Annotated in this window: 18 protein-coding genes and 1 tRNA gene; all 19 read right to left on the bottom strand. The window is 69.4% G+C overall.

Features of this window, described 5'->3' with window-relative positions; translation table 11 throughout:
• Entirely contained in the window at positions 1-528 is a 528-nt protein-coding gene (gene nuoE / locus LDO11_RS05435; protein WP_129136157.1) for an NADH-quinone oxidoreductase subunit NuoE, read from the bottom strand.
• Positions 529-541: 13 nt separating this feature from the next.
• The gene (locus tag LDO11_RS05430) at positions 542-1,771 is read right to left on the bottom strand and encodes an NADH-quinone oxidoreductase subunit D (RefSeq protein ID WP_232140677.1); all 1,230 of its coding nucleotides are present in this window, start codon (positions 1,769-1,771) and stop codon (positions 542-544) included.
• A gap of 92 nt (positions 1,772-1,863) precedes the next feature.
• Entirely contained in the window at positions 1,864-2,625 is a 762-nt protein-coding gene (locus LDO11_RS05425) for an NADH-quinone oxidoreductase subunit C (RefSeq protein ID WP_232140635.1), read from the bottom strand.
• Positions 2,622-3,206 (bottom strand): NuoB/complex I 20 kDa subunit family protein, encoded by a 585-nt coding sequence (locus tag LDO11_RS05420; protein WP_232140634.1) that lies wholly within the window; start codon positions 3,204-3,206, stop codon positions 2,622-2,624. The genes LDO11_RS05425 and LDO11_RS05420 overlap by 4 nt, the downstream gene beginning before the upstream one ends.
• Complete coding sequence (locus tag LDO11_RS05415) at positions 3,197-3,553, bottom strand: NADH-quinone oxidoreductase subunit A (protein ID WP_100322414.1); 357 nt, start codon at positions 3,551-3,553, stop codon at positions 3,197-3,199. Before LDO11_RS05415 ends, LDO11_RS05420 begins: the two co-directional genes overlap by 10 nt.
• 386 nt (positions 3,554-3,939) lie before the next feature.
• Positions 3,940-4,024 (bottom strand) — tRNA-Leu (locus LDO11_RS05410).
• Positions 4,025-4,074: 50 nt separating this feature from the next.
• Positions 4,075-4,503 (bottom strand): preprotein translocase subunit SecG, encoded by a 429-nt coding sequence (gene secG / locus LDO11_RS05405; RefSeq protein WP_129136160.1) that lies wholly within the window; start codon positions 4,501-4,503, stop codon positions 4,075-4,077.
• A 16-nt stretch (positions 4,504-4,519) separates the two neighbouring features.
• Positions 4,520-5,272, bottom strand: coding sequence for a triose-phosphate isomerase (gene tpiA / locus LDO11_RS05400; RefSeq protein ID WP_129136161.1), 753 nt, complete (start codon positions 5,270-5,272; stop codon positions 4,520-4,522).
• Between the two features lie 114 nt (positions 5,273-5,386).
• On the bottom strand, positions 5,387-6,340 hold the full coding sequence (locus LDO11_RS05395) for an isopenicillin N synthase family dioxygenase (protein ID WP_232140633.1): 954 nt from the start codon (positions 6,338-6,340) through the stop codon (positions 5,387-5,389).
• A gap of 12 nt (positions 6,341-6,352) precedes the next feature.
• The gene (gene glmM, locus LDO11_RS05390) at positions 6,353-7,705 is read right to left on the bottom strand and encodes a phosphoglucosamine mutase (protein ID WP_232140632.1); all 1,353 of its coding nucleotides are present in this window, start codon (positions 7,703-7,705) and stop codon (positions 6,353-6,355) included.
• The gene (gene accD / locus LDO11_RS05385) at positions 7,702-8,583 is read right to left on the bottom strand and encodes an acetyl-CoA carboxylase, carboxyltransferase subunit beta (protein ID WP_232140631.1); all 882 of its coding nucleotides are present in this window, start codon (positions 8,581-8,583) and stop codon (positions 7,702-7,704) included. The genes glmM and accD overlap by 4 nt, the downstream gene beginning before the upstream one ends.
• 150 nt (positions 8,584-8,733) lie before the next feature.
• Positions 8,734-9,552, bottom strand: a complete 819-nt coding sequence (gene trpA / locus LDO11_RS05380) for a tryptophan synthase subunit alpha (protein WP_232140630.1) — start codon at positions 9,550-9,552, stop codon at positions 8,734-8,736.
• 159 nt (positions 9,553-9,711) lie between these two features.
• Positions 9,712-10,914: a tryptophan synthase subunit beta gene (gene trpB / locus LDO11_RS05375; RefSeq protein WP_232140676.1), complete on the bottom strand. Its 1,203-nt coding sequence runs from the start codon at positions 10,912-10,914 to the stop codon at positions 9,712-9,714.
• Positions 10,915-10,936: 22 nt separating this feature from the next.
• Complete coding sequence (locus tag LDO11_RS05370; RefSeq protein WP_232140629.1) at positions 10,937-11,617, bottom strand: phosphoribosylanthranilate isomerase; 681 nt, start codon at positions 11,615-11,617, stop codon at positions 10,937-10,939.
• On the bottom strand, positions 11,614-12,396 hold the full coding sequence (truA, locus tag LDO11_RS05365; protein WP_232140628.1) for a tRNA pseudouridine(38-40) synthase TruA: 783 nt from the start codon (positions 12,394-12,396) through the stop codon (positions 11,614-11,616). The genes LDO11_RS05370 and truA overlap by 4 nt, the downstream gene beginning before the upstream one ends.
• Before the next feature lie 74 nt (positions 12,397-12,470).
• Positions 12,471-14,270, bottom strand: a complete 1,800-nt coding sequence (locus LDO11_RS05360) for a type IV pilus assembly protein FimV (RefSeq protein WP_232140627.1) — start codon at positions 14,268-14,270, stop codon at positions 12,471-12,473.
• A 97-nt stretch (positions 14,271-14,367) separates the two neighbouring features.
• Positions 14,368-15,396, bottom strand: coding sequence for an aspartate-semialdehyde dehydrogenase (locus LDO11_RS05355; RefSeq protein WP_232140626.1), 1,029 nt, complete (start codon positions 15,394-15,396; stop codon positions 14,368-14,370).
• A 124-nt stretch (positions 15,397-15,520) separates the two neighbouring features.
• Positions 15,521-16,621 (bottom strand): chorismate synthase, encoded by a 1,101-nt coding sequence (gene aroC, locus LDO11_RS05350; RefSeq protein ID WP_232140625.1) that lies wholly within the window; start codon positions 16,619-16,621, stop codon positions 15,521-15,523.
• 21 nt (positions 16,622-16,642) lie between these two features.
• Positions 16,643-17,602, bottom strand: a complete 960-nt coding sequence (gene prmB, locus LDO11_RS05345; RefSeq protein ID WP_232140624.1) for a 50S ribosomal protein L3 N(5)-glutamine methyltransferase — start codon at positions 17,600-17,602, stop codon at positions 16,643-16,645.
• Positions 17,603-17,636: the final 34 nt, after the last annotated feature.

Raw genomic sequence — 17,636 nt, 5'->3', positions numbered from 1 at the left:
TCACTTCAGTCCGTCGAGTAGCGCGTCCACCTTCGTGGTGTCGAGCTTCTCGTGGTAATGGCCGTTGATCACGACCACCGGGGCGCCGCAGCACGCGGCCACGCACTCTTCCTCGCGCTTGAGGTAGACGCGTCCGTCGGCCGTCGACTCGCCCAGCCTGCAACCCAGCTTCTTCTCGGCGTGCGCGACGAGATCCTCGGCGCCGTTGAGCCAGCAGCTGATGTTGGTGCAGAAGGCGACGTTGTTGCGGCCGACCTCCCGCGTCTCGAACATCGAGTAGAACGTCGCCACCTCGTACGCCCACACCGGCGGGATGCCCAGGTACTTGGCGACCGCGGCGATCAGCTCGTCGGTCAGGAAGCCGCCGTTCTGCTGCTGGGTCGCGAACAGCCCCTGGATCACCGCCGAACGCTTGCGGTCGGGCGGGAACTTCGCCACCCAGTGGTCGATGGACGCACGCGTGTCGTCGTTCAACGCCACCATCGGGTCGACGTTGCGCGCGTTCTCGAAATTGCCTGTTGCTTTCATTTCCTCACGCGCCTCAACGGTCGATTTCGCCGAACACGACATCGTAGGTGCCGATCATCGCCACCACGTCGGAGAGCATGTGGCCCTTGACGATGGCGTCCATCGACGACAGGTGCGCGAAGCCCGGGGCGCGCAGGTGCACGCGGAACGGCTTGTTGGCACCGTCGGAGACCAGGTAGCAGCCGAACTCGCCCTTGGGCGCCTCGATGGCCTGGTAGGTCTCGCCGGCCGGAACGCAATAGCCTTCCGAGAACAGCTTGAAGTGGTGGATCAGCGCTTCCATGTCGTCCTTCATCTCCTCGCGGGAGGGAGGCGCGACCTTGTAGTTGTCCACCATCACCGGGCCGGGATTGGCCCGCAGCCATGCCACGCACTGCTTGATGATGCGTGCGGACTGGCGCATTTCGGCGACGCGCACGAGATAGCGGTCGTAGCAGTCGCCTTCCACACCCACGGCGATGTCGAAATCGACTTCGGCGTACTTGGCGTAGGGCTGGGTCTTGCGCAGATCCCAGGCCACGCCCGAGCCGCGCAGCATCGGGCCGCTCATGCCCCAGGCCTTGGCCTGCTCCGGCGGAATCACGCCGATGCCGACGGTGCGCTGCTTCCAGATGCGGTTGTCGGTGAGCAGGGTCTCGTACTCGTCGACGCGGCGTGGGAAGTCGTCGGCGAACTGGTCGAGGAAGTCCAGCATCGAGCCTTCGCGCCATTCGTTGAAGCGCTTGAGCTTGGCACCCTTGCGCCACGGCGAGTCGCGGTACTGCGGCATGTGGTCCGGCAGGTCGCGGTACACGCCACCCGGGCGGTAGTACGCCGCGTGCATGCGCGCGCCCGACACCGCCTCGTAGACGTCCATCAGCTCTTCGCGCTCGCGGAACGTATACAGCATCACCGCCATCGCCCCGAGGTCGAGGCCATTGGAACCGAGCCACATCAGGTGGTTCAGGATCCGGGTGATCTCGTCGAACATCGTGCGGATCCACTGCGCACGTTCCGGCACCTCGATCCCCATCAGGGTCTCGACCGCGCGGACATAGGCGTGTTCGTTGCACATCATCGACACGTAATCCAGCCGGTCCATGTACGGGACCGACTGGTTGTACGGCTTGGACTCGGCGAGCTTCTCGGTGCCGCGATGGAGCAGGCCGACGTGCGGATCGGCACGGACGATGGTCTCGCCGTCCATCTCCAGGATCAGGCGCAGCACGCCATGCGCGGCCGGGTGCTGCGGGCCGAAGTTCATCGTGTAGTTGCGGATCTGCTGGCGCAGCGCGGCCGGGCCGCCCGTCGCCGCCTGATCCGTGGAGTACACCTGGTTCACAGGCGAAGGGGTGCTCATTTCTGCGTCTCCGCGCCCCGCGCCCGCGATTCGCCGGCGGCGGTCAGGTAGCGTGCGTCGTCACGGATCACGCGGGGCACGCCCACGCGCGGCTCGACCGACGTCACGGGCTCGTACACGACACGCTTCTTCTCGGCGTCGTAGCGGACCTCGACATTGCCGATCAGCGGGAAGTCCTTGCGGAACGGATGGCCGACGAAACCGTAGTCGGTCATCAGGCGGCGCAGGTCCGGGTGGCCCGCATAGACGATACCGAACAGGTCGAACGCCTCGCGTTCGAACCAGTTCACGCCTTCCCACACCGGCACCAGCGAATCAACCACCGGCATCGCGTCGTCTTCCGGATACACGGTCACGCGCAGGCGACGGTTTTGCTCGATCGACAGCAGCTGCGCCACCGACGCGAAGCGGTTCACCGGCACCGACAGCGGGCCTTCGCTTTCCGGTGAATCCAGCTGGCGGCTGGGCGCCTGGCCATAGGCGAAACGACCCGGGCCGCGCCCTTCCACACCACGGCTGAAGCCGGCGGACGACACTTCGGTGTCCCACTCGTCACTGCCGTAGCCGAGGTTGTCGACGCCGCACAGATCGATCAGCGACTCGAATGCGAACTCGTCGCGCAGCGCCCGGCAACCGGCGAGGTAGTCCGCCGGGGCGAACACGATGCCGACTTCGCCCCGCGGCTCGGCGACCGTCACCGTCGCATCCGGGAAGCGCGCACGCAGCTGCGCGGCAAAGGCTTCAGCGGTCCCGCTCATTCGCGCAACCCCGTCTTGTTCTCGCCGAAGTTGGTGCCGCGACGGATCTTGCGCTGCAGCTGCAGGATGCCGAACACCAGCGCCTCGGCCGTCGGGGGGCAGCCCGGCACGTAGATGTCCACGGGTACGATCCGGTCACAGCCGCGCACCACCGAGTACGAGTAGTGGTAGTAGCCACCGCCGTTGGCGCAGCTGCCCATCGAGATGACCCACTTCGGGTCGGGCATCTGGTCGTAGACCTTGCGCAGCGCCGGGGCCATCTTGTTGACCAGCGTACCGGCCACGATCATCACGTCGGACTGGCGCGGCGACGGGCGGAAGATCACGCCGAAGCGGTCCATGTCGATGCGCGCGGCACCGGCGTGCATCATCTCCACCGCGCAGCACGCCAGACCGAACGTCATCGGCCACATCGAGCCGGTGCGCGCCCAGTTGAGCAGCACGTCGGAACTGGTGGTCAGGAACCCGCGCTCGAGCAGCGGATTGTCGCCCTCGGGCCGCAGGATGTCCTCGACGCGCCCTTCCGGCAGCGGATTGCTGGCGAAGTCCGCGGCCTTCTGGATGGACTGGATCACTCCCATTCCAGGGCTCCCTTCTTCCACACGTAGATGAAGCCGAGCAGCAGCATGCCGGCGAAGATGCCCATCTCGACCAGGCCCACGACGCCGAGGTCGCGGAACACGGTGGCCCAGGGCACGATGAAGATGATTTCCAGGTCGAAGATCAGGAACTGGATCGCGATGAGGTAGTAGCGCACGTCGAAACGCATGCGCGCGTCCTCGAACGCGTTGAAGCCACTCTCGTAGGGCGACAGCTTCTCGGCCGTCGGACGCTTCGGTCCCAGGACGTTGCCGATCACCAGCAATGCAATGCCGATGCCGGTGGCAACGATCAGGAACAACAGGGTCGGCAAATATTCGGCCAGCACGTGATGTTCTCTCGGCTACTTGCCACCCGCAGGTGGCCGTTGCTCGGCGCTTTGCGCCGCTCGCACATGGCGCCGGAGCGCCGCGTGCGTCGTGTTTACTCAGGGGTGACCGACATTCCGTCGCTTCCGGCCACACCCGGCGCGGGTGCTACGCGGCTGGCCCTTCCTGGGCGGTTCCGGCCGCTGCCGGACACCGTCCTCGAAACCAGCCCATTGTACCGTTTCGTGAACTGACGAGTAAACCAATTCGGGTCCCGCAAACGCATTGCACGCACGCGCCGCGTGCACGCACCGTGTAACGCCGGAAACCCTCGGCGCACACGCCCGGATACGCAAACACCCCGCGCTGGGCGGGGTGCTGGCGCTGGCGGCAGAACCGCCGGTATTGGTGCCCAAGGGGGGACTCGAACCCCCACGACTCTCGTCGCTACCACCTCAAGGTAGTGCGTCTACCAATTCCGCCACCTGGGCAAGGTGTCCGCGGCGATGGTGCCTGCCGCGGGGTGCGCATTGTACGCGCTTTACTGCTCGTTTTGCGGTGCCGGCGCAGGAATTTCCGCATCGGCTGCCGGCTGCGCCGGAGGCGCGGCAGGAACCGCCTGGTCACCCTGCTGGGCAGGCGCCTGCGGCACGCTGGCATCGGCCGCCGGAGCGGCGGGCGCCTGCGGAATTGCCGACATCACACCGAGATCCTGCTGCTGCACCACCGGCTGCGCCTGGCGGGTCGCGTACCAGGCCATGAACAGCGTCAGGGCGAAGAACGAGATCGCCAGCCACTTGGTCGCCTTGGACAGGAAGTTGGACGACCCACGCGCACCGAACACGGTGGACGACGCGCCGCCACCGAAACCGGACCCGGCCTGGGCGCCGGCGCCGCGCTGCATGAGGATCAGCGCGATCATCGAGATCGCGATGAGGACGAAGAGGACGTTCAGGACGAGCAGCAGCATCGTGGCTAGACCGGGTTCAACGCGCGGCGGCTGCCGCGGCGATGGCAAGGAAGTCGGAGGCCACCAGCGAGGCACCCCCGATCAGGCCGCCGTCCACGTCGGGCTGCGCGAACAGCTCGGCCGCATTGGCGGGCTTGACGCTTCCACCGTAGAGGATGGGCAGCGAATCGGCGATCTTAACATCCCGCGCGGCAACCTCGCTACGGATGAACGCGTGCACGGCCTGGGCCTGTTCCGGGCTGGCGGTGCGGCCGGTGCCGATGGCCCAGACCGGCTCGTAGGCGACCACGGCGTTGGCGAACGCGGCGGCGCTGACGAGGTCCAGCACCGGGCGAAGCTGCGAGGCGATGGTGTCCTCGGTCATCCCCGCCTCGCGCTGCTGCAGCGACTCGCCCACGCACAGGATCGGACGCAGGCCGGCGTTGACCGCCGCAAGGAACTTGCGCGCGACATGCTCGCTGCTTTCGTTGTGGTACTGCCGGCGCTCGGAATGCCCGACCAGGCCGAAGCGCGCGCCGACATCGACCAGCATCCGCGCCGACACCTCGCCGGTGTAGGCGCCCTCCTGGTTGCTGCTGACGTCCTGGGCGCCGAACGCGACCGGGCGGCCCTCGAAGTCCTCGACCAGGTCGCCGAGATAGGGCAGTGGCGGCAGCACCACCACCTCCACGCCGGCGGGCACCGCATCGGCAACGCGGGAAACCAGCTCGGTGGCGAAATCGCGGCTGCCGTGCAGCTTCCAGTTGCCGGCGACGATACGTGGACGCATGACCTACCTCGGGATGTGGACAACCGCCCATTCTAGGCGGTGGGCGCCTTGAAGACATGGCCGTACCGGGTTGCGGGGCCGACGCGGCTGCGCCCTGCCCCGCGTGACGCGGCGCTACTTCAGCTTGATCTCGCGCAGGCGCTCCTCGAGGAAGCCGTGCGCGGTGATCGGCTCCGGATAGCGGCTGGGGTTGTCGTCGCTGATGCACGACGGCAGCACGTCGATCAGGTAATCGGGGTTGGGATGCAGGAAGAACGGCACCGAGTAACGCGGCTGGCGCGCCTGCTCGCCCGGCGGGTTGACCACGCGATGGATCGTCGACGGGTACACATGGTTGGTCAGGCGCTGCAGCATGTCGCCGATGTTGACCACGATGGTGTCGGCGTCCGAGGTGAACGGCACCCACTCGCCTTCATGCGACTGCACTTCCAGCCCCGCCGCGCTGGCGCCGACCAGCAGGGTGATGAAGTTGATGTCGCCATGCGCGCCGGCACGCACGTTGGGGATGTCGTCGGCGGTGATCGGCGGGTAGTGGATCGGGCGCAGGATCGAGTTGCCGTTGTCGGTCTTGTCGGCGAAGAACTGCTCCGGCAGGCCGATGTGAAGCGCCAGCGCCGACAGCACCTGCGAGCCCAGCGCATCCAGGCGCTGGTACAGGCGGTAGCCGTGCTCGCGGAACTCCGGCACCTCGTCGGGCCAGAGGTTCGGAGGCATCACCTCGCGGTAGGGCGAGTCGTCCGGGATCTCGCGGCCGATGTGCCAGAACTCCTTGAGGTCGAAATGCTTCGAACCCTTGGCGGTCTCCACCCCGAACGGCGTATAGCCGCGCGCGCCGCCGCCGCCGGGCACGTGGTACTGCTTCTTGACGTCTTCGGGCAGCGCGAAGAACGCCTTGAACGCGGCGTAGGCGGCGTCGATCTCGTCCTGGGCGATGCCATGGCCGTTGATGCCGGCAAAGCCCCACTGCCGGTAGGCCGCGCCGAGTTCGGCAACGAAGGCGTCGCGGTCGGCGGGGCTCTGCGGCCGGGTGAAACGGCGGATGTCGAGGGTCGGGATGCGGGAGGTCATGGGGGTTTACCGTCAGGAAGCGGCCGCCGCGCGCACGGCGTCGGCCAGTGAATCGAGGGTCGTCTGCATCAGCGCGGCGTCGTCGGCCTCGACCGTGACGCGCACCACCGGCTCGGTGCCGGAGGGGCGCAGGAACGCACGCCCCCTGCCCTGCACCTGCGCCTGGGCCTGCGCGAGTGCGGCCAGCACCGTCGGCGCCTCGGCGGGCCTGACGCCCGCAGGACAGGCGACATTGATCGTGCGCTGCGGATAGCGCTGCAGGCCGTCGAGGGCCTGCTGCAGGGTGATGCCACGGCGCTGCAGCACCTCCAGCACCTGCAGCGCGCTGACGATGCCATCGCCGGTGCTGCTGCGATCCAGGCACAGCAGGTGGCCGGAGGCTTCGCCGCCGAGCACGCCGGAATTCTCGACCAGGGCGTGGTGCACGTGGCGATCGCCGACCTTCGTGCGCACGAAGGCGATCCCGTGGCGCTCCAGCGCCTGCTCCAGCCCGTAGTTGGTCATCAGCGTGCCGACCACCGGGCCCTGCAGGCGACCACTCGCCTGCCAGTCCAGCGCGAGGATGTAGATGAGGTCGTCGCCATCGACGACGCGGCCCTCGCCGGTGACGAACATCACCCGGTCGCCGTCACCGTCGAAGGCGATGCCAAGCGCGGCGCCGCAGCTGCGCACATGCGCGGCCAGTGCCTCGGGATGGGTCGAACCGACGCCGGCATTGATGTTGACGCCGTTGGGCTCGATGCCGATCGCATCGACCTGGGCGCCGAGTTCGCGCAGCACCAGCGGCCCGATCTGGTAGGTGGCGCCGTTGGCGCAGTCCATCGCGATGCGCAGGCCGTCGAGGTCGAAGCCGCGCGGCAGCGAGTTCTTGCACGCTTCGAGGTAGCGGCCGACCGCATCGCGCGTGCGCACCGCCTTGCCGAGCTGTTCCGACGCAACCGTGCGGAACGGCTGTTCCAGCGCCGCCTCGATGGCGAGCTCCGTGGCGTCGTCGAGCTTCTCGCCGTCGGCGGAGAAGAACTTGATGCCGTTGTCGTGGTGCGGATTGTGCGAGGCGGAAATGACGATGCCACCATCGGCGCGCAGCGAACGCGTGAGGTGGGCAACCGCCGGCGTCGGCATCGGGCCCATCAGCTGCACGTCGACACCGGCAGCCACCAGGCCCGCTTCCAGCGCGGCCTCGAACATGTAGTTCGAGATGCGCGTGTCCTTGCCGATCACCACCAGCGGCTTGCGCCAGGTGGGATCGCCCTCGCGCAGGGCGTGGCCGTAGGCGTTGCCCAGGCGCAGCACGAAGTCCGCCGAGATCGGACCCTCGCCCACCCTGCCGCGGATACCGTCGGTGCCGAAGTACTTCCGGCTCATGCGGCGGGCTCCGCGGCCGGCGGCGCCTTCATCAGCAGCGCGACCAGCGAGGCGATGCGGTCACGCAATTCGCGACGGTCGCAGATCTGGTCGATGGCGCCATGCTCGAGCAGGAACTCCGAGCGCTGGAAGCCTTCCGGCAGCTTCTCGCGCACGGTCTGCTCGATCACCCGCGGGCCGGCGAAGCCGATCAGTGCTTCCGGCTCGGCGAGGTTGATGTCGCCCAGCATCGCGAACGATGCCGACACTCCGCCCGTGGTCGGGTGCGTCATCACCGAGATGTACGGCAGGCCCGCGGCGCGCAGGCGGCCGAGTGCCGCGGATGTCTTGGCCATCTGCATCAGCGAGAACAGGCTTTCCTGCATGCGTGCGCCACCACTGGCAGCGAAGCACACGAACGGCGAGCCGATCTCCAGCGCACGTTCGGCGCCCAGCGCGAAGCGTTCGCCCACGACCGAGCCCATCGAGCCGCCCATGAAGGCGAAGTCAAACGCCGACGCCACGATCGGCCGGGCCTTGAGCGTGCCTTCCAGGGTCACCAGCGCGTCGCGCTCGCCGGTGGCCTTCTGCACCGCCTTGATGCGGTCCGCGTACTTCTTCTGGTCCCGGAAGCGCAGCACGTCGACCGGACCCAGATCGCCGCCGATCTCGCTGCCGGTATCCGGATCGAGAAAGCCGCGCAGGCGCGCACGCGCCCGGATCGGGCGATGGAAGGCGCACTTCGGGCACACCTCGAGGTTCTCCTCGAGCTCCGGGCGATACAGCGCGGCGCCGCAGCGTTCGCACTTCTCCCAGAGACCTTCGGGCACGCTGCGCTTGCGCGGGGCGCCGGGTTCGGTGCGGATGCTGGATGGCATCACTTTCTTGAGCCAGCTCAAATCGTCGTACTCCGGTGGCGGCCGGCGACTGCGTCGCCCGGCCGGGACAAGGGCGCAAGTCTAGCAGGCGGAGGGCCGGAGCCCGGCACCCGCTTCCCCGCGCAAGTCCATGATTCGAAAGGGTTACCCCGTACGCAGGCGCATGCCGGCCTATGCGTGGGCGGAGGCCTCGTCCAGCGCCGCGCGCAGCGGGGCGAAGAATGCCGCGCCACGTGCGGCGGCGTCGGCGGGATCGCCGGCGTCAGCCATCGCGGTGACCAGCGCGCTGCCGATCACCACGCCGTCGGCGGCAGCGGCCAGCGCGGCGACGCCGGCGGCATCGCGGATTCCGAAGCCCGCCACCACCGGCACCGCGGTGGCGGCACGGATGCCTCGCAGGCGTGCGGCCACCGCGCCGGTGTCGAGCCGGTCGGATGCGCCGGTGACCCCGGCAAAGCTCACGTAGTACAGATAGCCCTGCGCCTCGGCCAGCAGCCGCGCCATCCGCGCATCTCCGGTGGTCGGCGAGACCAGCAGGATCAGCGCCACGCCGTGCGTGGTGAACGCCGCACGGAATTCCGCCGCTTCCTCGGGCGGCAGGTCCACCAGCAACATGCCGTCCACGCCGGCCGCAGCCGCGTCCGCGGCGAAACGCTCCGGCCCGCGGATCTCCACAGGATTCAGATAGCCCATCAGCACCACCGGCGTGTCGCCATCACGCGTGCGGAATTCGCGGACGCAGTCGAGCACATGTCCGAGGCCACCCCCACGCGCCAGCGCGCGTTCGGAACTGCGCTGGATCGTCGGCCCGTCCGCCATCGGGTCGGAGAACGGCACGCCCAGCTCGATCACGTCCGCACCCGCCTGCACCAGCGCATGCATCACCGGCACGGTGGCCTCCAGCGACGGATCGCCCGCGGTGATGAAGGGGATCAGCGCCTTGCGGCCGGTGGCGGCGAGTTCGGCGAATCGGGCATCGATACGGGACATCTGGGCTTTCCTGGTAACGCGTGCTGGCGCGATGTCAGCGGCAAAGCGCGGATCACCGGGAGCCGCCGGCGGGAGATGGATGGCACGCAGGGCGGCGGCCATCGAGGCTCGGTGCTTTCTGGACCCGCACGTGTCCGCGCGGATTCCCCGGCAGCGTCGCTACACCTCGACACCCTCACGCGCGGCGATGGTGTGCACGTCCTTGTCGCCGCGCCCTGAGAGGTTGGCAAGCACCAGCGCGTCCTTTGGCAGTTCGCGGGCAAGCTTGATCGCCTGGGCGATGGCGTGGCTCGACTCGAGGGCGGCGAGGATGCCCTCGGTGCGCGCAAGCAGGTGGAACGCGGCGAGCGCCTCTTCGTCGGTCACGCCGACGTATTCGGCGCGGCCCGCATCGGCCAGGAACGCGTGCTCCGGGCCCACGCCCGGATAGTCGAGACCGGCCGAGACCGAATGCGTCTCGATGATCTGGCCATCGTCGTCGCACAGCACGTAGGTGCGGTTGCCGTGCAGCACGCCCGGTCGGCCGGCGGCGATCGATGCGGCATGGCGGCCGCTGGCGATGCCGTCACCGGCGGCCTCGGCGCCGACGATGCGCACGTCGCGGTCGTTGAGGAACGCGTGGAACAGGCCGATCGCATTGCTGCCGCCGCCGACGCAGGCGGTGATCGCATCCGGCAGGCGCCCGTAGTCCTCCAGCATCTGCGCGCGCGCCTCGCGCCCGGCCACCGCATTGAAGTCACGCACCATGCGCGGATACGGATCCGGGCCGGCGACCGTGCCGATGATGTAGAAGGTCCCGGCGACATTGGTCACCCAGTCGCGCATGGCCTCGTTGAGTGCATCCTTGAGCGTCGCCGAACCGCTGGTCACCGGCACCACCGTGGCGCCGAGCAGCTTCATCCGGTAGACGTTGATCTTCTGCCGCTCGATGTCGGTGGCGCCCATGTAGACCACGCACTCGAGGCCCAGGCGCGCGGCGACCGTCGCGCTGGCCACGCCGTGCTGGCCGGCGCCGGTCTCGGCGATGATCCGCGTCTTGCCCATGCGGCTGGCCAGCAGCGCCTGGCCGATGGTGTTGTTGATCTTGTGCGCGCCGGTGTGGTTGAGGTCCTCGCGCTTGAGCAGGATGCGCGCGCCGCCGACCTCGCGGCTCAGCCGCTCGGCCTCGTAGATCGGGCTCGGCCGCCCCACGTAGTGCTTGAGGTCGCGATCGAACGCCGCCACGAACGGGGGGTCGACGCGCGCCGCGTCGTAGGCGGCGGCAAGTTCCTCCAGCGGGCCCATCAGGGTCTCGGCCACGAAGCGCCCACCGTAGCGGCCAAAGCGGCCCTGTGCATCGGGCCAGGCATGGAAATCCATCATGTCCGGGGTGGTTGCGGACCCATCACGCATCACAGCTCTTTCCAAGTTCGGCGCAATCGGCCCGTCGCACTTCCTCGACGAAACGGCGCATGAGGTCTCCATCCTTGAGCCCGGGCGAACGCTCGATCCCGCTGCTGACATCCACGCCCCAGGGCAGCAGGGCCAGCGCCGCCTCATGGACGTTGTCCGGAGTGAGCCCGCCGGACACGAAGAATAGCGTCTCGATGCCGGGCTTCAGCCGCGCCCAGTCGAAGGTCCGGCCCTGGCCCGGCGATTCGCCGGCCCCGTGGCTGTCGAACAGGAAGCCGGACGCGCCGGCGTAGCGCACGCGCAGGGCGATGAAGTCGACCGCACCCTGTCCGCTGCCGGCACCCATCGCCACCGCCTTGAGGTAGGGCAGGCCGAAACTCCGGCAGAAGGCGTCTTCCTCGTTGCCGTGGAACTGCAGCAGCACCGGGCGCACCCGGCGGACCACGTCGCGCACTTCGTCGGAGGTGTTGTCGCGAAACACCGCCACCGGGCTCACCATCGGTGCCAGCGCCACGCGCATGGCGCGGGCTTCCTCGGCATCCACGCGGCGCGGGCTGTCGGCGGCGAAGATGAAGCCGACGGCGTCCACGCCCAGCTCGCCCGCCAGGCGCACATCGCCGGGGCGCGTCATTCCACAGAACTTGATGCGCGTGCGGAACAGGGTGCGCTTCACTCGGTGACCTCGTCAGGCAGTCCCCATTCGGGGGGATACAGGGGGCCGACGAAGACCAGCCCCGCGGATGGGGCGGTCGGGCCGGCCAGGGTTCGGTCGCGTGCGGCCAGCACCTCGGCGATCCAGGCCTCGGGCCGTTCGCCGGCACCGACTTCCATCAGCGAGCCGACGATGTTGCGCACCATATGATGCAGGAAAGCATTGGCCTGCACATCGATGACGATCTCCGCCTGCTCGCGGCGGACCTCGATGCGCTGCAGGTTGCGCCGGGCATGCGGCGCCTGGCAGTGCACGGTGCGGAAGCTGGAGAAGTCGTTCTCGCCCAGAAGCGCCTGCGCGGCGCGATGCATCGCGTCGGCATCCAGCGGCCGGCGCGACCACGCGAGGTACTGCCGGCCCAGCGCCGGCCGCACCATGCGGTCGAGCAGGCGATAGCGGTAGCGGCGCGCGCGTGCCGAGAACCGGGCATGGAAGTCGTCGCGCACCGGTACGCACCAGCGCACGGCGATACCCTGCGGCATGCGCCCGGTGGTGCCCAGCACCCACGCACGGGGATCGCGCACCACATCGGTGTCGAAATGCACGACCTGGCAGAGACCATGCACGCCGGCATCGGTGCGACCGGCGCAGACGGTGTCCACCGGAACATCCGCCACGCTCGACAGCGCGGCTTCGAGGGCGGCCTGCAGTGTCGGCGGGCCGTCGGTGCCGGGCTGGCTCAGCCGCTGCCAGCCGAGAAACGCGGTGCCGTCGTATTCGACACCCAGGGCAAAACGCATGGAGATCCCGAACGCTGGGGGACCGGCATCCTAGAACGCGGGGCTGCCGGCGTCATCCGCCGGCACCGGTCCGTTCAGGCCAGTTCGCTGAGCAGCTGCGCGGCCTCGCCACGCACCGCCGGCGTGCCGCAGTCCACCACTTCCTGCAGCAGCGTGCGTGCGGTCTCGATGTCGCCAAGTTCCACATAGGCGCGCGCCAGCTCGATGCGCTCCTGGCCCTGCGCGTCCTCCAGCGCGTCGGCAACCGCTTCGCCATCGCCCGTCGGACCGGCAGCGGTGGGCACCGCGGTGGCGATGGCCGGCGGCGTGACCGCGGCGCGGCGACTGGCGGTCATGGCTTCCGCACGTGGATCCACGGCCCCGGGTGGGAGTTCGGCGTCCACCGTGGAGGTCGCAGCCCCGGTCGCGTGCCAGGTCGGCTTGCCTGCGACCGGTACCGGCGCAGGTGCCGCAGGCCCGGCCGGAGCGTCGACGCGCGGCGAGGCGGCGGACGGTGCGCGGAACGCCGGCTGCCGGGCGTTGCGACGGCTGAGCAGCCAGAACACCAGCGCGCCCAGCAGCAGCAGGCCCAGGCCGCCCAGGACCCACGGCAGCGCACCCGCGCCTTCCGCGGCCGCCTGCTGGTTGCTGGTTTCCAGCCGCTGTTGCGCTGCTGCGAGCTCGCTGTCCTTGAGCGCGATCAGTTGCTGTTGCTGCTGCTGCAGGCGTTCGAGCTCCGCCAGCCGCGCCTTGAGTTCCTCGACCTCGGCCTCGCGCGCGGCCACGGTTTCCTGTGCCTGTTGCAGTTCCTGTCGAAACATGTCGCCCTCGCCGCCGGCGGAAATGCCCGACCGGGTTGCTGCCTGTTGGGTGCCGCCCACTCCGGGCGGCACGATCTCCAGCCGCGCGTCCTGCGCTGCCGGCTGTGGTGCTGCCGCGGTACGGCCATCGGCATCGCCATCCGCGGGCGCTGCGGCCAGCTCGGGCTGCGGCGCCGGCTGCGACAGTTCGCGCCAGCGCGCGACCTGCGCACGCACCTCGGCGGTCGCCTCGCGCGTGCTGATGCTCAGCGCCTCGTCGTGTGCCGGAATGCGTAGCACGGCGCCCTGGCGGAGACTGTTGATGTTGCCGCCGATGAACGCCTCGGGATTGCTGCGCAGCAGCGCCAGCATCATCTGGTTGACGCTGACGCCGTCGTCCGGGGCGATGCGCTGGACAATCTGGCTGAGCGTATCGCCGGCCTGCACCGGCCCGTATTCGCCCGGCATGGCGCGCGGCGCGGTGGCCGCGACCGGCGCGGTCGCGGGCTGCGCGGCAGGCGCCGGTACTGGTACTGCTGCGGCATCCGCGGCGGTGGTCGGTTCGACCGGCTCCGGCGTTGCCGCCTGGGCATCCGTTGCAGCGGCCGCTTCGGCCTCGCGCACGATGCGCCCTTCCGTCGTCGGCTGCGCCGGCCGCGGCGCCTGGATCGGCGGCTGCGCGGGCGCGGCGATGGTGTCGGGCGCATCCAGCAACGCGGAGTACTCGCGCACCAGCCGGCCCTGGCCCCAGTCGACTTCCACCAGGAAGGTCAGCAGCGGTTCCTGCACCGGCTGCAACGTGGTGACGCGGATGACCGGTCGGCCCTGTGCATCCAGCGCCACGTTGAACTGCAGGTCGGACACCGCGCCCTGCGGCGCCTGCAGGCCGATCCGCGCAAACGTCTCGGGCGATGCCAGTCGTGCGCGCAGCTGCTGCAGTTCGGCCGGATCGCTGGACACGACCGGAATTTCCGCCAGCAGCGGTTCGCCTGCCTGCGAACGCACCTGGATCTGCCCCAGGCCCAGCGCGAACGCCGGCGCACAGACGCACAGCGCCAGCCACAGCAGCAGGATGGACTGCCAGATCCTCGACATCACGACTCCCCTCGGGGCCCAGACTCTATCCGCGTGTGCCGACGCGGTGCAACGTCGGTCACGCCACGCCGCCGGGCAACGCTGCGACGGCAACCGCTCAACCGCCCTGCCCGGCCACCAGCTCGGCGATCTGCACAGCGTTGAGCGCGGCACCCTTGCGGATGTTGTCCGACACCACCCACAGGTTGAGCCCGCGCGGATGCGAGATGTCCTCGCGGATGCGGCCCACGTACACCGGGTCGTTGCCGGAGGCATGGGTCACTGGTGTCGGGTAGCCGCCCGGCGCGCGGTCGTCGACCACCACCACGCCGGGCGCGGCCTCGAGCAGTTCGCGCGCGCGCGCGGCGCCGAGCTTGTCGCGGGTTTCGATCGCCACCGCTTCCGAATGGCCGTAGAACACCGGCACGCGCACCGCGGTCGCGTTCACCTGGATGCTGTCGTCGCCGAGGATCCTGCGGGTCTCCCAGACCAGCTTCATTTCCTCGCGGGTATAGCCGTTGTCCTGGAACTCGTCGATCTGCGGGATCAGGTTGAAGGCGATCTGCACCGGGAAGCGTTCGGGCTCCGGCGTCTGGAAGCTCAGCAGCGCCGCGGTCTGGCGGCCGAGCTCCTCGAGCGCCGCGCGTCCCGCACCCGACGCCGACTGGTAGGTGGCGACATTGATGCGCTCGATGTGCGCTTCGCGGTGGAGGGGCGCCAGGGCAACCAGCATCTGCATCGTCGAGCAGTTGGGGTTGGCGATGATGCCGCGCGGGCGGTTGCCGATGGCTTCCGGGTTCACCTCGGCCACCACCAGCGGCACGTCGTCGTCCTGGCGGAACGCCGAGGAGTTGTCGATCACCACCGCGCCGGCCGCGGCGAACTTCGGCGCGTACTCGCGCGAGACGTCGCCGCCGGCCGAGAACAACGCGATGTCGATGCCGGCCGGATCGAAGCCCGCAAGCTCCTGCACCAGCACTTCGTCATCGCCGAAGTCGACATAGCCGCCGGCCGAGCGCCCCGACGCGAGCGCCACCAGCCGGCCCACCGGGAACTGCCTCGCGGCGAGGATGGACAGCATGGTTTCGCCGACGGCACCGGTGGCGCCAACGATGGCGACGTTGAAAAGACGGGATTGCTCGGACATGGGAAATCTCGAAGAAGCGGAGTTGCAGAAGTCCGGGCGGAAGCCCGGTAGATGCGGGACGCGCAGCGAGCGCGGAAGTTACTCCCCGCGGGCGCCTTGGCGTTCGTCAGCGTGGCAGAGCGGCTCAGCCACCGCCGGCAGCCGGTACGCGCGGGGGGACCACGCCCACATCCCCGCACTGCGCGCGGTGGCGCAACGCCTGGTCGATCAGCACCAGCGCCAGCATCGCCTCGCAGATCGGCGTGGCACGGATGCCGACGCAGGGGTCGTGGCGGCCGGTGGTGACCACGTCGACCACGTTGCCGTCCACGTCGAGCCCCTGCACCGGCAGCCGCAGGCTGGAGGTCGGCTTGAACGCCGTGCGGACCACGATCTGCTGGCCGGTGGAAATGCCCCCCAGCACGCCGCCGGCGTGGTTGCCCAGGAAGCCCTGCGGTGTCATCACGTCGCGATGCTCGCTGCCCTTCTGCGCCACGGCCGCGAAGCCTGCGCCGATCTCCACGCCCTTGACCGCATTGATCGACATCATCGCCGCGGCCAGTTCGGCATCGAGCTTGCCGTACACCGGCTCGCCCCAGCCGGGCGGCACGCCGTCCGCAACCACGGTGACCTCGGCGCCGACCGAGTCGCCGGACTTGCGCAGCGCATCCATATAGGCCTCGAGCGCCGGCACGTCGGCCGCGGCCGGCCAGAAGAACGGGTTGGCCTCGACCGCCGCCCAGTCGTGCGCGCTCGGCACGTGTTCGCCGAGGCGCGAGAGATGGCCACGGACCTCGACGCCATGGCGCTCGCGCAGCCACTTGCGTGCGACCACCGCGGCGGCAACGCGCATCGTGGTTTCGCGCGCGGACGCACGTCCGCCGCCGCGCGGATCGCGGATGCCGTACTTCTGCCAGTAGCTCCAGTCGGCATGGCCGGGGCGGAACTGCTGCGCGATCGCCGTGTAATCCCTGCTGCGCGCATCGGTATTGCGCACCAGTAACGCGATCGGCGTGCCGGTGGTCAGCCCTTCGTACACGCCGCTGAGGATCTCGACCGCATCGTCCTCGCGGCGCGCCGAGGTGTGGCGGCTGCGGCCGGTCGCGCGTCGTGCGAGGTCGTGGGCGAAGTCGTCGGCGGCGATCGCGATGCCCGGTGGGCAACCATCGATCACGCAGCCGATGGCCCGCCCATGCGATTCGCCGAACGTGGTAACGCGAAACAGCTGGCCGGTGGTGTTGGACATGCAGTCAGGACCGCGCGCGGATCAGAACAACGCGCCGGATGCAGCAGTCGGCGCCACCCCGGCGGCTTCCCGCTCGGCCGCCAGCGCACTGATGCGCGCGTTGTGGGTGACCAGGTCGCGGCGCTCGGCCACGAACACGCCCATCTGCCCGACCTTGAATTCCACCCACGCCAGCGGCAGCTCCGGCAGCAGCGCGTTGACCGCGCGCTCGGAATCGCCGACCTCGCAGATCAGCAGGCCGTGCTCGGTGAGGTGCAGCGGTGCATCGCGCAGGATCTTCAGCACCAGGTCCAGACCGTCGTCGCCGGCACGCAGCCCGAGCTCCGGCTCGTAGCCGTACTCGCGCGGCAGCGCGTCGGTCTCGTCGTTGGTGACGTAGGGCGGGTTGGTCACGATCAGGTCGTAGTGCTCGCCCTGCAGACCTGTGAACAGGTCCGAGTGCAGCAGCCGCAGGTTGTCGGCCAGCAGGCGCGCCCTGTTCTCTTCCGCCAGCGACAGCGCCTCGGTGCTGATATCGGCGGCGTCGACCTGCCAGTCCGGGTTGTAGTGCGCGATGGCGATGCCGATGCAGCCCGAGCCCGTGCACAGGTCCAGCGCGCGCCGCACCTCGCGCCCGCCCAGCCACGGCTCGAAGCCGGACAGGATGAGCTCGGCGATCGGCGAGCGCGGCACCAGTGCGCGACGATCGCTCTTGAAGCTGAGCCCGGCGAACCAGGCTTCCCCGGTCAGGTAGGCCGCGGGCACGCGTTCCTCGATCCGGCGCAGGAACAACCCGAGCACCTCCTCCTTCTCCGCCAGCGTCACCCGCGCCTGCCCGTACACCGGCGACAGGTCGTGCGGCAGGTGCAGCGCGTGCAGGGTGAGCTGGGTGGCCTCGTCTAGCGCGTTGTCGTAGCTGTGGCCGAAGGTGAGCCCGGCCGCGTTGAAACGGCTCGCGCCGTAGCGGATCAGGTCGATGATCGTGTGCAGTTCGTCGGTCATGCGGGATGCCGCCCGGGTACGGGCGGCCTGGGGA

Source organism: Alterluteimonas muca (genome assembly GCF_021191595.1).
In the GTDB taxonomy this organism is placed as follows: Bacteria; Pseudomonadota; Gammaproteobacteria; order Xanthomonadales; family Xanthomonadaceae; genus Luteimonas; species Luteimonas muca.
This window is presented reverse-complemented; position numbering and strand designations above follow the sequence as displayed.